Origin of the sequence: Brenneria roseae subsp. roseae, from assembly GCF_003115845.1 — a bacterium.
Classification (GTDB): domain Bacteria; phylum Pseudomonadota; class Gammaproteobacteria; order Enterobacterales; family Enterobacteriaceae; genus Brenneria; species Brenneria roseae.
This window is the reverse complement of sequence record NZ_KZ819027.1, coordinates 49,302-63,096: the sequence shown is the minus strand read 5'-3', so window position 1 is coordinate 63,096 and position 13,795 is coordinate 49,302. Positions and strand designations below refer to the sequence as shown.

Annotated in this window: 13 protein-coding genes and 1 riboswitch; of the genes, 8 read left to right on the top strand and 5 right to left on the bottom strand. The window is 51.4% G+C overall.

Annotated elements, in window-relative coordinates; genetic code table 11:
* Positions 1-130: 130 nt before the first annotated feature.
* Complete coding sequence (gene tehB, locus DDT52_RS09475) at positions 131-997, top strand: SAM-dependent methyltransferase TehB (RefSeq protein WP_136156130.1); 867 nt, start codon at positions 131-133, stop codon at positions 995-997.
* 151 nt (positions 998-1,148) lie between these two features.
* Here the strand turns inward: tehB and ribB are convergent, their stop codons facing one another.
* Entirely contained in the window at positions 1,149-1,802 is a 654-nt protein-coding gene (gene ribB, locus DDT52_RS09470) for a 3,4-dihydroxy-2-butanone-4-phosphate synthase (protein ID WP_109054502.1), read from the bottom strand.
* A 129-nt stretch (positions 1,803-1,931) separates the two neighbouring features.
* Positions 1,932-2,122, bottom strand: a riboswitch (FMN riboswitch).
* A 170-nt stretch (positions 2,123-2,292) separates the two neighbouring features.
* On the opposite strand from ribB, the gene ubiK reads away from it, so the two are divergent.
* Positions 2,293-2,574, top strand: coding sequence for a ubiquinone biosynthesis accessory factor UbiK (gene ubiK / locus DDT52_RS09465; RefSeq protein ID WP_136156129.1), 282 nt, complete (start codon positions 2,293-2,295; stop codon positions 2,572-2,574).
* A gap of 64 nt (positions 2,575-2,638) precedes the next feature.
* Here ubiK and yjeH read toward each other — a convergent pair whose 3' ends face one another.
* Positions 2,639-3,892, bottom strand: a complete 1,254-nt coding sequence (yjeH, locus tag DDT52_RS09460; protein WP_136156128.1) for an L-methionine/branched-chain amino acid transporter — start codon at positions 3,890-3,892, stop codon at positions 2,639-2,641.
* 155 nt (positions 3,893-4,047) lie between these two features.
* Positions 4,048-5,022 carry a cell division protein ZipA gene (gene zipA / locus DDT52_RS09455; protein ID WP_210732698.1) on the bottom strand — a complete coding sequence of 325 codons (975 nt, stop codon included), beginning with the start codon at positions 5,020-5,022 and terminating at the stop codon, positions 4,048-4,050.
* A 221-nt stretch (positions 5,023-5,243) separates the two neighbouring features.
* Between zipA and cysZ the strand changes: the two genes are divergently transcribed.
* From cysZ to crr, 5 genes are all read left to right on the top strand, one after another.
* On the top strand, positions 5,244-6,020 hold the full coding sequence (gene cysZ / locus DDT52_RS09450) for a sulfate transporter CysZ (protein WP_136156127.1): 777 nt from the start codon (positions 5,244-5,246) through the stop codon (positions 6,018-6,020).
* Positions 6,021-6,182: 162 nt separating this feature from the next.
* Positions 6,183-7,151 carry a cysteine synthase A gene (gene cysK, locus DDT52_RS09445; protein ID WP_109054506.1) on the top strand — a complete coding sequence of 323 codons (969 nt, stop codon included), beginning with the start codon at positions 6,183-6,185 and terminating at the stop codon, positions 7,149-7,151.
* Between the two features lie 433 nt (positions 7,152-7,584).
* Positions 7,585-7,842 (top strand): phosphocarrier protein Hpr, encoded by a 258-nt coding sequence (ptsH, locus tag DDT52_RS09435; protein WP_005971891.1) that lies wholly within the window; start codon positions 7,585-7,587, stop codon positions 7,840-7,842.
* A 46-nt stretch (positions 7,843-7,888) separates the two neighbouring features.
* Positions 7,889-9,616 carry a phosphoenolpyruvate-protein phosphotransferase PtsI gene (ptsI, locus tag DDT52_RS09430; RefSeq protein WP_136156125.1) on the top strand — a complete coding sequence of 576 codons (1,728 nt, stop codon included), beginning with the start codon at positions 7,889-7,891 and terminating at the stop codon, positions 9,614-9,616.
* Positions 9,617-9,778: 162 nt separating this feature from the next.
* Entirely contained in the window at positions 9,779-10,288 is a 510-nt protein-coding gene (gene crr, locus DDT52_RS09425; RefSeq protein WP_109054509.1) for a PTS glucose transporter subunit IIA, read from the top strand.
* 97 nt (positions 10,289-10,385) lie between these two features.
* On the opposite strand, the gene DDT52_RS09420 is transcribed toward crr, so the two are convergent.
* Both DDT52_RS09420 and DDT52_RS09415 read right to left on the bottom strand, forming a co-directional pair.
* The gene (locus DDT52_RS09420; RefSeq protein ID WP_136156124.1) at positions 10,386-11,732 is read right to left on the bottom strand and encodes an ATP-binding protein; all 1,347 of its coding nucleotides are present in this window, start codon (positions 11,730-11,732) and stop codon (positions 10,386-10,388) included.
* A complete protein-coding gene (locus tag DDT52_RS09415; protein ID WP_109054511.1) occupies positions 11,732-12,412 on the bottom strand; it encodes a response regulator transcription factor in 681 nt (226 codons plus the stop codon). Before DDT52_RS09415 ends, DDT52_RS09420 begins: the two co-directional genes overlap by 1 nt.
* Before the next feature lie 186 nt (positions 12,413-12,598).
* Here DDT52_RS09415 and DDT52_RS09410 point away from each other — a divergent pair, with 186 nt between their 5' ends.
* Positions 12,599-13,792, top strand: a complete 1,194-nt coding sequence (locus DDT52_RS09410) for an efflux RND transporter periplasmic adaptor subunit (protein ID WP_136156123.1) — start codon at positions 12,599-12,601, stop codon at positions 13,790-13,792.
* Positions 13,793-13,795: the final 3 nt, after the last annotated feature.

Here is a 13,795-nt window from a genome sequence, read left to right as displayed (position 1 = left end):
CCTACCCGTTCCTTTGCCCTCTGCCCCTATTTAGGTTGAAACAAATATTGCATTTAAAATACATATTTATTGATCATCACCCATACCGATTCATAAAATAGAGCGATGAAGCGTACATACCGAGGTGAAGATGCAAGATCTCATTTGTTATAAAAAAATGCCGCAGTGGAATAGCCTGACGTTGCCCACAGCCTTTCAGGAAAAACACAATACCAAAGAAGGTACCTGGGCCAGGCTCACCATTCTTCAGGGGGAGATGACTTTTGCGCTGTTACACGAAAACGGTGACGTTCAGGAAACGTTTCACTTCTCAGAACAAAATCAGCCGCCTTTCATTGAACCGCAGGCATGGCACCGTATCGTCTCTTTTTCTGACAATTTAGAATGTCAGCTGAGTTTTTTCTGCACGCCAGAAGATTTTTACCATAAAAAATACGGACTGACGCGCGCACATTCCGAAGTCATTCATGCCATGCAATACGTCAAACCCTGCAAAACGCTGGATTTAGGCTGCGGCGGCGGGCGTAATTCACTGTATTTGAACCTGCGCGGGTTTGATGTCACCGCCTGCGATAAGAATGAGCTGAGTATTGCTTCGCTCAAGGAAATCATTAACAGTGAAGCGTTGACGGCGATTCAGGCGGGGGTTTACAACATCAATCTGGCTGAAATCAAAGAACAGTACGGCTTTATTCTCTCGACCGTCGTGTTGATGTTTCTGGAGCGCGATCGCATCCCGCATATCATTCGGAATATGCAGGAAAGCACCTCAAACGGCGGCTATAACCTGATTATTTCCGCCATGTCGACCGATGATTACCCGTGCCCGATACCCTTCTCTTTCACTTTCAAAGCAGGAGAATTGAAGAACTACTATTCCGGCTGGGACATCATCAAATACAACGAAGATATCGGCGAGTTGCACAAAACGGACGCAAACGGCAACCGCATTAAACTGCGTTTCGCCACCCTGCTGGCGAGAAAGAAACCGGAGTGAAAACGTCATTGCCTGTTATCAGGCCACATCATGTGGCCTGATAATCTACGCCGCACAGGCGAAGCCGTATGCGACGACAAGCAATATCACGCAAAAACGACCAAGGGCCGGAATAACCGGCCCTTGGTGTTAATCACAACCGTCTGAGAAATCAGCTCGCCTTACGCGCCACCGCCTGACGGTAAGCCACCAAATCTTCGATGGTCAATACCGGCATATTGTGTTGTCTGGCGAACGCGATCACTTCTGGCGCATGGGCCATAGAGCCATCATCGTTGGTCAATTCGCACAGCACGCCCGCCGGTTTCAGCCCCGCCAACGTCGCCAGATCGACCGAGGCTTCAGTATGTCCGCCCCGGGTCAACACGCCGCCCGGCTGCGCACGCAGCGGGAAAACGTGCCCCGGGTGATTCAGATCGCTCGGTTTCGCATCATCCGCAATTGCCGCACGGATCGTAGTAATACGATCGGCAGCGGAAACGCCGGTGGTGACCCCTTTTGCGGCTTCAATCGTGATGGTAAAGGCGGTCTGATAAGGGCTGGAGTTATGCTCCACCATCATCGGCAACGCCAGCTGTTGACGGCGTTCTTCAGTCAGGCACAGGCAAACAATGCCGCTACCGTAACGAATTGTCAGCGCCATTTGTTCTACGGTCATGCTTTCAGCTGCAAAAACAAGATCACCCTCGTTTTCACGATCTTCATCATCCAGAACCAAAACGCCGCGACCGTGACGCAATGCATCAAGTGCGCGTTCTACGCGTTCGGTGGGATTGCCAAATTCAGAAAGTAATGTCTGATTCATGGTAAAAAAACCTCAATATTTATATGGATTACCAGAATCAGGGCGAGCTTTGAGGAGTAACCATTACCACTGGCTGCATAGTAATAGCTAACAAAAATAACGCGAGCGGGCACAATGCCCGACAGGTACCGTTACTCTCTCCCATCCGGACTATCACCGTCGGCCCCGGAATTACACCGGATCTGCTGACCCCACGTTGAAAAACCAGACGGTTTCGCCGGTCAATCAAACAATGAGCGCTCGCGGGCTTCCAATCCGTATACGTTGTATATGACTGGTTTACCGCCGGTGGGGAATTACACCCCGCCCTGAGAATAAGCGAGATAACTATAGCGCTAATGAAGTAGCAGGGCAATTGATTAGCCACGGGAAATGTGACATGGAAACGATGAATCTAACAGTACAAGTTCGAGGTTTTAGTTTATCCAACATTCAACTAGCATTACACTGACTAATATGATCATCCGACATAACATATCAGGAAAACGCCATGATTGACCCGAAGAAGATTGAGCAGATTGCCCGTCAAGTGCATGAGTCCATGCCAAAAGGTATCCGGGAATTGGGCGATGATGTGGAGAAGAGAATCCGTCAGGTGCTACAGGCCCAGTTTACCCGGCTTGATTTGGTTAACCGCGAAGAATTCGACATTCAAACCCAGGTGCTGCTGCGGACCCGCGAAAAAATCGCGCAGCTGGAACAACGCCTGAGCGAACTGGAGGCCAGGCTGTCCGCGACACAACCAACGGCGGCCGAGCCGGATAACGAATAACCGCCTCGACGACAATGCCGCCAACCGACCGGCGGTGGCGGCATTGTCTTAATGAAAATCTGGTTTAATGGGAGGCCAGTTCGGTTTGCCTGCGGGGCAGGAAGGCCCATAACAGTGCCAGCATGGTCAGCGCATACAGCGATTTCCAACCAATCATCACCAGCAACGCGCAACACAACACACTGCCCGCCGCGGCCATCACTTTGGCCCGCCCTTTCAGCAAACGCCATCCCGCCAGCATACACAGCAGATAAACCAAAACGAAAATGCCATTGGCATACACGATGAGCGTCTCTAATGGCAATCGCAACCAGTAGATCAGCAGGCAGCAAGCCAGACAGCACGCCACCACGATAGATAACGCATTAACCGGCGCCTGTCCGTCGGATAATTTCGCCAACGCGCTGCTCTGCGGCGCCTGCGACCACACCAGCCGGGCAAACCCTTGCGTATAAATATTCACACTGGCAAAGCAGGCCAGATACCCCACCATGCAGGCGATCCACAGCGCATGCTCGCCAAACAGCTGCACCACAATACCCGGTAAGGAAGCCGTCGCCGCCATCCCTTCACCATAGGCTTTAAAGTGTAAAACAGCGACCGTACAGCCCCAGTAAACGGCGCCGGCCAGCAGCATACCAATCAGCAAGGCGCGCGGAAAATCACGCTCAGGCGTCCGAAATTCTGTCGCCATATGCGCGAACGCTTCCAGCCCGACAAAACACCAGAACATCACCGCTAATGCGCTAAACGTATTCGGCCAGGAAAGCTCGCTGATGGTCGGCCACGGAATGTGCGCCGGTGTAATATCCCCTTGCCACCAGATGGCCGCCACCAGGCCAACCACCAACAGAGCAATAATAATTTGAATATTGGCGCTGGACCCGGCGCTGCGCAGCCCAAGAACCCAGATGCCGCCCAGCGTCAGTAGCTGTACCATCAACAATCCCAGATCGCTCCAGCCTAACGCCGCCTGCCAGAAACCGGCCGCTATTTGTAACGCCGCGGGGAGCCCCAGCGGGATCACAGAAAGAAACAGCCAACTGGTCACGCGGGCCAGCCGCGGCCCGAACGCCATATTGACGAAATGGGCTGCTCCACCGGCGTTAGGGAAATGTTGGCCTAATGCCGCAAACCCGATCGCAATAGGGAACACAAACAGGATTAACAGCGGCCATGCCCACAGGCTATCCTGCTGCGCCAGTTGAGCAACCAGCGCAGGTACGGCAAATACGCCGGTACCCAGCAATGAAGTGGAAAGCAGCCCCACGCCCTGAATCACCCCAAGTTCCTGTTTTAATCCTTGAGCCTTACTCACCGCCACTCACCTTATTTTTCGTTGTTGCCCGCGCCCATCAATACCACGCAACCGCTATAACCCATTTGGCACGGCAAAATATCAACACAGTAAATAGTCCGATAAAAAAAGCCTCCACGGTCGGAGGCTTTCATTTGCAATCGCATCATAAGTCATCAGGCATTGGCTTTCAGTACATCGCGAATGCGGGCTTTGTACGATTCCACTTTCTGCGGCGTCATCATCCGACGCTCATCATCCAATACCACGCCGCCGACATCATCCGCGATACGCTGTGCGGATTGCAGCATCAGCTTGAAATTCTGGCCGGCATCGCCATAGGACGGCACCATCATGAAGATGGACACACCCGGCGTAGAAAACTCCGACATTTCATCCGGGTTGAACGAACCGGGTTTGACCATATTCGCCAGGCTGAACAACACGGGCCCGGCGCCGGCAGGATTCACATGGCGGTGGAAAATATTCATCTCGCCGAACAGGAAGCCTGCCTGCAATACACTTTGCAGCAGTAGCTCACCACCGATGACACCACCGTGGTGTGCGGCGACATGAAGGACTAAAACCGCTTCTTTCGGCTGTACATCAACAGGTTCATTTTCAACGGAATGCTGGGAACTGGTCTGGGCCGGCTTCGTTTCTTCATGCAGACGCGGTTCGTCAGCAGACGCTGTGTCATTTGCGAAAGTTGTGTCATTGGCAAAAACAGAGGGTTCCCGCAATGGCTCCGATTGCGGCGCAGCAGGACGAGATTCTGGTTCGGTACGTACCGCAGGGCGCGACACGTCATCAGGCGTCACTTCACCCAGTAAAGGATCGTAAGCAGACGAGGGCTGAAGCGGCTGCTTCCCAAATGGAGACTGAGATTCAGGCCGTGGGCTTTCTTTGACGTCATAAGCGCCGAAGGAAGGCTCATCTTTCGGACGCGCGCTTTTGACTCGCACCTCGCCAACGCCTTCATCAAGCTCCTCAAGCGGCGTTTCGTCGCGCTCTTTTTTTAAGCGTTTAACCGGGCGATCACGAAAAAGGGACGAACGCTCTTTACGGCTGGTCCACAAGCCGTGCAGTAATAGCGCTATTATAGCGATCGCGCCAACGACGATTAATATCAGACGCAAGTCCTGCATCATTGCTATCCCAATTGTTCCAATACATTGCCAATACGGCAGACACTTATATCACTAACTCTATTTGCCTGCGTACACAAGTGCAAGTCTGTACGATACATTCTGACAATAAAGATAGATACAACGCACTTTTTTGCTGTTTTTTCATCCAAATGCAGACTGGTCAGCATAAAATCATACCGATATGATGCATCTATAAACAAACGGCTGAGAATTATCACAACATGTCCTACTCCAATCCCAGAAATACATCGCATAGCGGAATACACTATTTTGTCGAAGGATGGCGTCTGATTTCGCTACCAGGCATCCGGCGTTTCGTCATCCTGCCGCTGTTGGTCAATATTGTGCTGATGGGAGGCGCGTTCTGGTGGCTGTTCACCCGGCTCAATGACTGGATCCCACAGCTGATGTCCCATATCCCGAATTGGCTCCAGTGGCTCAGCTATCTCATCTGGCCGCTTGCCGTGTTGTCAATCTTGCTGGTTTTCAGCTATTTGTTCAGCACCCTTGCCAATTTTATCGCCGCACCGTTTAACGGCCTGCTGGCGGAGCAGTTGGAAGCCCGCCTGACCGGGCATACGCTGCCGGACAGCGGCATCCTCGGCATAGCCAAAGATGTACCGCGAATCATGAAACGGGAAGTCCAGAAGCTGGCCTATTATCTGCCGCGCGCCTGCGTACTGCTCGTGCTGTATTTTATTCCCGGTATTGGACAGACCGTCGCGCCGGTGCTCTGGTTTCTGTTCAGCGCCTGGATGCTGGCGATTCAATACTGCGATTACCCTTTTGATAACCATAAGGTCGCGTTTCCGACCATGCGGCAGGCATTACGGCGGCACAAAATCGTCAATATGCAGTTTGGGGCGTTGATTAGCCTGTTTACCCTGATCCCGTTCCTCAATCTGGTGATTATGCCGGTCGCGGTTTGCGGTGCGACCGCGCTGTGGGTAGAACGCTACCGGAACCTATCGGCGACGCTGCCAGGGCAATCCATGTAAAACAATATTGAGAACTGGCGCACAGGAACTCGTCCTGCCTATTGTAATGAAAAGATATTTCTTAAGAACATAACGATATAGCAATTCTTTACTTCACTGACGGGTGTGAACGAGTATTCTCTCTATGTTCGCAAAAATTTCATACAGTTATAAGGACAGGCTATGAGCAAGATCTATGAAGACAATTCTTTTACAATCGGCCATACGCCGCTGGTTCGTTTGAACCGTATCGGCAACGGACGCATTCTGGTTAAGGTTGAGTCTCGCAATCCCAGCTTTAGCGTTAAATGCCGTATCGGTTCCAATCTGATTTGGGATGCTGAAAAACGCGGTGTGCTTAAACCAGGTGTCGAACTGGTTGAACCAACCAGCGGTAATACGGGTATCGCACTGGCGTATGTCGCCGCCGCCCGCGGTTATAAACTGACGCTGACGATGCCAGAAACGATGAGCATCGAACGCCGTAAGCTGCTGAAGGCGCTGGGCGCGAAACTGGTCCTGACCGAAGGGGCCAAAGGCATGAAAGGGGCAATCGCCAAAGCAGAAGAAATTGTGGCCAGCGATCCCGAGCGTTTCCTGCTTCTCCAGCAGTTCAGCAACCCGGCCAACCCGGAAATCCACGAAAAAACCACCGGCCCGGAAATCTGGGAAGATACTGACGGCGCGGTTGACGTGTTCATTGCCGGTGTAGGTACTGGCGGTACGCTGACCGGCGTCAGCCGTTATATCAAAAACACCAAAGGCAAGGCGATCACCAGCGTAGCGGTGGAACCGGCCGACTCTCCGGTCATCAGCCAGGCGCTGGCCGGTGAAGAACTGAAACCCGGTCCGCATAAGATTCAGGGTATCGGTGCTGGCTTCATCCCGGATAATCTGGATCTCAAGCTGATCGACCGCGTTGAAAAGATCACTAACGAAGAAGCCATCAGCACCGCTCGCCGCCTGATGGAAGAAGAAGGCATTCTGGCCGGTATCTCTTCTGGCGCCGCCGTTGCCGCCGCGCTCAATCTTCTGAAAGAAAAAGAATTTGAAGATAAAACCATCGTGGTGATTCTGCCATCGTCTGGCGAACGCTACTTGAGCACCGCGCTTTTCGCCGATCTCTTTACCGAGCAGGAATTGCAGCAGTAACCGCCTTTCCACGCCCGAAACAAAAAGTAAGCGGATTGTTAAAAAAGCACCTATTTAGGTGCTTTTTTGTGGTACAGATCAAACTTTTCACCACATAAAGATTGCTTTTCTGTAGTAGGTTTAGTATTTAACCGAACAATTATTTTGATGCGTGAAATTAATATCCGCCAAACATCGCGGTTTCTCGTTCAATTGAAACCGGCGCACGATTGGCTCAATCATCGTTTTTCGAACCAGATTCAAATAATGATGCGAGAACATCGTGATATTTGATGGTATTTTATTCTGGAAACACTGTTCACCGTTTCCTTGCCGCATCCCGGCCTGCCCCTGTAACATGAATCAGGTGCTAACCAAACAGGCTAAAGTTCAGTGGATAAACTAAACTTTAGTTCCACAACATTAATCTAATCCATAAGTTGGGGAAAACAGAATGTTCCAGCAAGAAGTGACTATTACCGCTCCGAATGGCCTGCACACTCGTCCCGCTGCCCAGTTTGTCAAAGAAGCTAAAGGATTTACTTCAGAAATCACCGTTACGTCCAACGGCAAAAGCGCCAGCGCCAAAAGCCTGTTCAAGTTGCAAACCCTCGGATTGACGCAGGGAACGGTAGTGACCATCGCAGCAGAAGGCGAAGACGAACAAAAAGCAGTGGAACATCTGGTTAAGCTGATGGCAGAGCTTGAGTAACAGACAAGCCTTTTTAGTGAGCATCAGAATCGAGTAAGGTAGGGTTATGATTTCAGGCATATTAGTATCACCGGGTATTGCTTTTGGTAAGGCACTGTTGCTGAAAGAAGATGAATTAGTCATCAACCGGAAAAAAATCGCTGCGGATCAGGTAGATCAGGAAGTTGAACGTTTTCTGACCGGCCGGGCCAAAGCTTCCAAACAGTTGGAAGCCATCAAAGCCAAGGCTGGCGAAACGCTGGGCGCAGAAAAAGAAGCCATCTTCGAAGGGCATATCATGCTGCTGGAAGATGAAGAGTTCGAGCAGGAAATCATAGCCCTGATTAAAGATGAACACGCTTCTGCTGACGCTGCCGCATTCTCAGTCATTGAAAATCAGGCAAAAGCACTGGAAGAACTTGATGATGAATATCTGAAAGAACGTGCGGCAGACATGCGCGATATCGGTAAGCGTCTGCTGAAGAACATTCTAAATATGACCATCGTCGACCTGGGCGATATTCAGGAAGAAGTCATTCTGGTCGCAACCGACCTGACGCCTTCTGAAACCGCACAGCTGAATCTGAACAAGGTACTGGGTTTCATTACCGATCTCGGCGGACGCACTTCCCATACCTCCATCATGGCCCGTTCGTTGGAATTACCCGCAATCGTCGGCACAACCAACGTCACCCAACAGGTTAAAAACGGCGATTACCTGATTCTGGACGCGGTCAACAACAAAATTTATCAGAACCCGACTCCTGAAATCATTGAGGAGCTCAAGGCCGTTCAGAAACAATATCATTCTGAAAAACATGAACTCGCCAAGCTGAAAGACCTGCCAGCAGTTACGCTGGACGGTCATCAGGTCGAAGTCTGCGCCAACATCGGTACGGTACGTGACGTTGCCGGTGCCGAACGTAACGGCTCCGAAGGCGTGGGCCTGTACCGTACCGAGTTCCTGTTTATGGACCGGGACTCTCTACCTACCGAGGAAGAGCAGTTCCAGGCTTACAAGGCCGTTGCCGAAGCCGTTGGCGCTCAGGCCGTTATCGTCCGTACCATGGACATCGGTGGCGACAAAGATCTTCCTTACATGAACCTGCCAAAGGAAGAGAACCCGTTCCTTGGCTGGCGTGCAATCCGTATCTGCCTGGATCGCAAAGAGATCCTTCACGCCCAGTTACGTGCTATCCTGCGCGCGTCCAGCTTTGGCAAGCTGCGCATCATGTTCCCGATGATCATTTCCGTAGAAGAAGTTCGTGAGCTGAAAGCCGAACTGGACATGCTGAAAGCGCAGTTAAGAGAAGAAGGCAAAGCCTTTGATGAGTCTATTGAAGTCGGTGTCATGGTTGAAACGCCTGCGGCGGCGGCCATTGCCCATCACCTGGCGAAAGAAGTCGACTTCTTTAGTATTGGGACAAATGACTTAACCCAGTATACTCTGGCAGTTGATCGTGGTAATGAGCTGATTTCTCATCTCTATAACCCGATGTCTCCAGCAGTCCTGACCCTGATCAAACAGGTCATAGACGCATCCCATGCCGAAGGTAAATGGACAGGAATGTGTGGTGAGCTCGCTGGAGATGAACGTGCTACACTACTGTTATTGGGAATGGGTCTCGACGAGTTCAGCATGAGTGCAATCTCTATCCCGAGCATCAAAAAAATCATCCGTAATGCAAATTACGAAGATGCGAAGGCGCTGGCGGAACAGGCTCTGGCCCAACCAACAGCCCAGGAATTGAGCAACTTGGTGAGCCGATTCATTAAAGAAAAAACGCTCTGCTGATTCCGCTCTTACCCGATAGATTTCAGGCGCGGCTAAGTAGCAGTGAACGAATCCCCGGAAGCTCAATATCCTTTTTCCGGGGAATTTAAGGAAGCCAACGTCGCGGCAACTTGAAAAATGACGGGTATATGCTGGCCCAATATTAATGCTTAGGAGAAAATCATGGGTTTGTTCGATAAATTGAAATCTCTGGTTTCTGATGATAAAAAAGACACAGGCAGCATCGAAATCATTGCTCCATTGTCCGGCGAAATCGTCAATATTGAAGATGTTCCAGATGTCGTATTCGCTGAAAAAATCGTGGGTGACGGTATTGCGATTAAGCCAACCGGTAACAAGATTGTTGCACCAGTAGATGGTACCATCGGCAAGATTTTTGAAACCAACCATGCTTTTTCCATTGAATCAGACAACGGCATTGAATTGTTCGTCCATTTTGGTATTGATACCGTTGAACTGAAAGGCGAAGGTTTCAAACGTATTGCTGAGGAAGGCCAGCGGGTTAAGAAAGGCGATCTCATTATCGAGTTCGATCTGGCGCTGCTGGAAGAGAAAGCCAAGTCAACACTGACTCCGGTGGTTATCTCCAATATGGATGAAATTAAAGAGCTGGTTAAGCTGAGCGGCACTGTGGTCGTCGGCGAAACGCCGGTTATCCGTATCAAGAAATAAATCACCCTATCGATCATCAAGCATGATCGGAAAACGGCACCTGTCTGGTGCCGTTTTAGTTTGTGCGATTCACCACGCGCGAATAAGACAACATCAATCAAAGTGACCGAAAACGCGGCACGCACAGACGGATGGTCAAACCGCCCTGCTCCCGATTTTCCGCTTCGATACTCCCGCCATGCGCCAGCACAACCCTACGGGCAATCGCCAATCCCAGACCATACCCTTTGCCCGAAAGCGGTGATTCGATACGAATGAAAGGATCGAAGATACTGGATAACTTACTTTTCTCGACGCCCGGCCCTTGATCGGATACCCGGATCGTCCATTCATTATCATCACCGGTCAATGCCACGCAAACCTGCTGGGCAGGCTCCGAAAAGCGCAGCGCATTACGCACAATATTGTCGATGGCCCGCCGCATCAATTCCGAGTTGCCCTTGACCGTATAATCGTCGTTCTCATCAGCCTGTAACAGAATCTCTACGCCGGGTATCTGCGCCTCATAACGCGCATCGTTCACCACCGCGTTAACCAGTCCCAACAGGTCGAAATATTCCTCTTCGACGCCGCTGTTTTGCGTTCGCGACAGCGTCAGCAATTCACCGATCATTTTATCCATACGTTCCGCTTCCCGCTCTATGCGCAGCAGCGAGTTTTCCGTGTTATCCGTATGTTGACGGGCTAACCCAATCGCTAATTGCAGACGGGCTAACGGCGAACGCAGCTCATGCGATACGTCATGCAATAGCTGTTCGCGGGCGCTGACCAGGACGTCCAGCCGCTCTACCATCGCGTCAAAATCCCGTGCTACCGCACTGATCTCATCATGCCGTCTTCGCATCAGCGGGAATAACCGTACCGTGAGATCGCCCTGCGCCACCCGTCCGAAACCGGCGCGCATTTGACTCAAGGGCCGGGCCAGGTTCCAGGCCAGCAACCAACTGAAAAGCAGCCCGCCGACGCCCGCAATCCAGACAAAAGGCGTCGGGATATTCAGAAACTCCATCGGACGCGGTGGGCGGAATTCACCGCGTAATTGTTCCACATCGTATCGAACCTGATACCACTCGCCATCTGCTCCACGCAGCCTCTCAACAATATCCTCGGCGCGCCGGCTATTCGCGCCCAAAAAACCCGGGGGCGTCATGCGAGGTTTGGGCGCCGCCTCCGGGAATGGCGACATCGTGACCGAAATATATTGCCGCTCACGTTCAGACAGAAACAGCATCACTTTGCTGACCTCGGGCAAACCGCCATGGCGTAATGCCGTCGTTACCATCTCAGTCTGAATGCCGGCAATACGCATCACCGCCATATCTTCCAGCGTTTTATGCCGATCGCCATAGAGGGAAAACGCTAGCCACAACAATTGTGAAATGACAATAAACGTCAGCCAGAACCCCAATAAAATTTTCCAGAACAGCCATCCGCGTATCATCATCAGCGAATCCGGTATCCCACACTGCGTACGGTTTCAATCGTCATGTGATTACCGTCCAATGCACTGAGTTTCTGACGTATATTGCTGATATGGACATCCACACTGCGATCGTAAGCTTCACGTCTGCGACCCAGACATTTCTCAGACAGTTCGTCTTTTGACACCACGCGCTCAGGTGAACGCAGCAGCAGCTCCAGTAGATTAAATTCGGAGGCAGTCAGGTCAAAAGCTTTTCCCCGCCACTCGCTGGTTCGGGTTGCCGGATTGAGCACCAGATCGCCCGATACCGCCAGACTTTCATCCACCTTTTGACTCGACTGTTCGGCATAACGGCGCAGCACCGCCCTCAGTCGGGCCACCAGTTCCCGCGGATAACAGGGTTTTGGCATGTAGTCATCCGCCCCCATTTCCAATCCGATCACGCGGTCGATATTGTCGCCTTTTGCCGTCAGCATAATGACCGGCAACTGCTGATTTTTTCTTATCTGCCGCAGCACATCAATGCCGCTCATGTCCGGTAGCATGACATCGAGAATAATCGCGGTGTATTCTCCCGACATCGCGCCATCAATCCCTTCTTTGCCAGTCAATACCCTTGATGTCGCAAACCCTTCGGCGTTCAGGTATTCGCCCAGCATATTTCCCAGTTCTACGTCATCATCGACCAGTAAGATTTTCATATCCTGTCCCCATTCTCGGATGTATCGTGTATTCTCAAGCCTGAATTAAATCTTCGCAGCCAGATTTACCGAATCCTTACCATTTCTTTCAGCAAAGATTACCGATTCCTGTACGCACTCAGAGTAGATTAGCCCTTTTGATATTTACTTTGGCCCTGATGCATTTATTAAGGACGAATTCCCCTGATGCAATCACGATTTTTCACCTTTCGCCGCATGGCTATTATCGTTGGCGCCGTGTTCGCAGCTGTGCTTATTTACCTGTTTTTATCAAAACCGACTGCTGCTCCAAACTATATCACCGCAACGGCGGAAGTGGCCGATCTTGAGCAAACCGTGCTGGCGGACGGCACGATTGAAGCGCAAAAACTGGTTAGCGTTGGCGCACAGGCTTCGGGGCAAATCAAAGCGCTGCATGTCGCATTGGGTGATAAAGTCAAAAAAGGGCAGTTGATCGCAGAGATTGATGACCTCACCCAACAGGATGCGCTGAAAAACAGCGAAGCCGCATTGAAAAATGTCCAGGCGCAGCGGGCGGCCAAGCAGGCTGAATGGAGAAATAGCACCTTAAGTTGGCAACGTCAGCAGATGCTGATGAAACGCGGCGTGGGCGCACAGGCCGATTATGACAGCGCCAAAGCGACGCTGGACGCCGACCAAGCCAACATCGACGCGCTGGACGCCCAGATTGTACAGGCACAGATTGCCGTTAATACCGCGCAGTTAAATCTGGGCTATACCAAAATCGTCTCCCCGACAGATGGCACCGTCGTTGCCATTCCGGTGGAAGCCGGGCAAACCGTCAATGCGATTCAAACGACCCCCACTATTGCCAAAGTAGCCAATCTGGACACCATGACGATCAAAGCTCAAATTTCAGAAGCCGATATCGTTAAAGTCAAAACCGGTATGCCGGTCTGGTTCAGTATTCTGGGTGAACCCGATAAACGCTATGAGGCGCAGCTTAGCTCAATTGAGCCGGCGCCAGACTCTATCGATGATGATACGACGACGTCGTCCAGTTCGAGCACCACCACCACATCCACCAGCAGCGCGATCTACTACAATGGCCTGTTCGATGTGCAAAACCCTGAAGGCGTCTTACGCATTTCGATGACGGCTCAGGTTTATATTCTGCTGTCGTCCGTTAAAAATGCCGTTGTCGTACCGGCTACCGCGCTGAGCACGCATGATGGAAAATGGTATGTTCAGGTAGTTGACGCAAATAAAAAAGTTGAATCCCGAGCCGTTACCATTGGGCTGAATGACAACGTCCGCACCCAGATTCTCTCCGGTATCAGCGCGGGCGAACAGGTGATTATCAGCCAGCAATCCGGTAACACGGCCACGACCCACCCCGGTCCGCCAATGGGAAGGTAATCG

Bases quoted from the DNA above. Each gene is read 5' to 3' on its own strand.
- cysK (WP_109054506.1), top strand. From the start codon at position 6,183: ATGAGCAAGATCTATGAAGACAATTCTTTTACAATCGGCCATACGCCG.
- DDT52_RS09415 (WP_109054511.1), bottom strand. From the start codon at position 12,412: ATGAAAATCTTACTGGTCGATGATGACGTAGAACTGGGAAATATGCTG.
- ribB (WP_109054502.1), bottom strand. From the start codon at position 1,802: ATGAATCAGACATTACTTTCTGAATTTGGCAATCCCACCGAACGCGTA.
- DDT52_RS09410 (WP_136156123.1), top strand. From the start codon at position 12,599: ATGCAATCACGATTTTTCACCTTTCGCCGCATGGCTATTATCGTTGGC.
- ptsH (WP_005971891.1), top strand. From the start codon at position 7,585: ATGTTCCAGCAAGAAGTGACTATTACCGCTCCGAATGGCCTGCACACT.
- DDT52_RS09420 (WP_136156124.1), bottom strand. From the start codon at position 11,732: ATGATGATACGCGGATGGCTGTTCTGGAAAATTTTATTGGGGTTCTGG.
- ptsI (WP_136156125.1), top strand. From the start codon at position 7,889: ATGATTTCAGGCATATTAGTATCACCGGGTATTGCTTTTGGTAAGGCA.
- ubiK (WP_136156129.1), top strand. From the start codon at position 2,293: ATGATTGACCCGAAGAAGATTGAGCAGATTGCCCGTCAAGTGCATGAG.
- crr (WP_109054509.1), top strand. From the start codon at position 9,779: ATGGGTTTGTTCGATAAATTGAAATCTCTGGTTTCTGATGATAAAAAA.
- cysZ (WP_136156127.1), top strand. From the start codon at position 5,244: ATGTCCTACTCCAATCCCAGAAATACATCGCATAGCGGAATACACTAT.
- zipA (WP_210732698.1), bottom strand. From the start codon at position 5,022: ATGATGCAGGACTTGCGTCTGATATTAATCGTCGTTGGCGCGATCGCT.
- tehB (WP_136156130.1), top strand. From the start codon at position 131: ATGCAAGATCTCATTTGTTATAAAAAAATGCCGCAGTGGAATAGCCTG.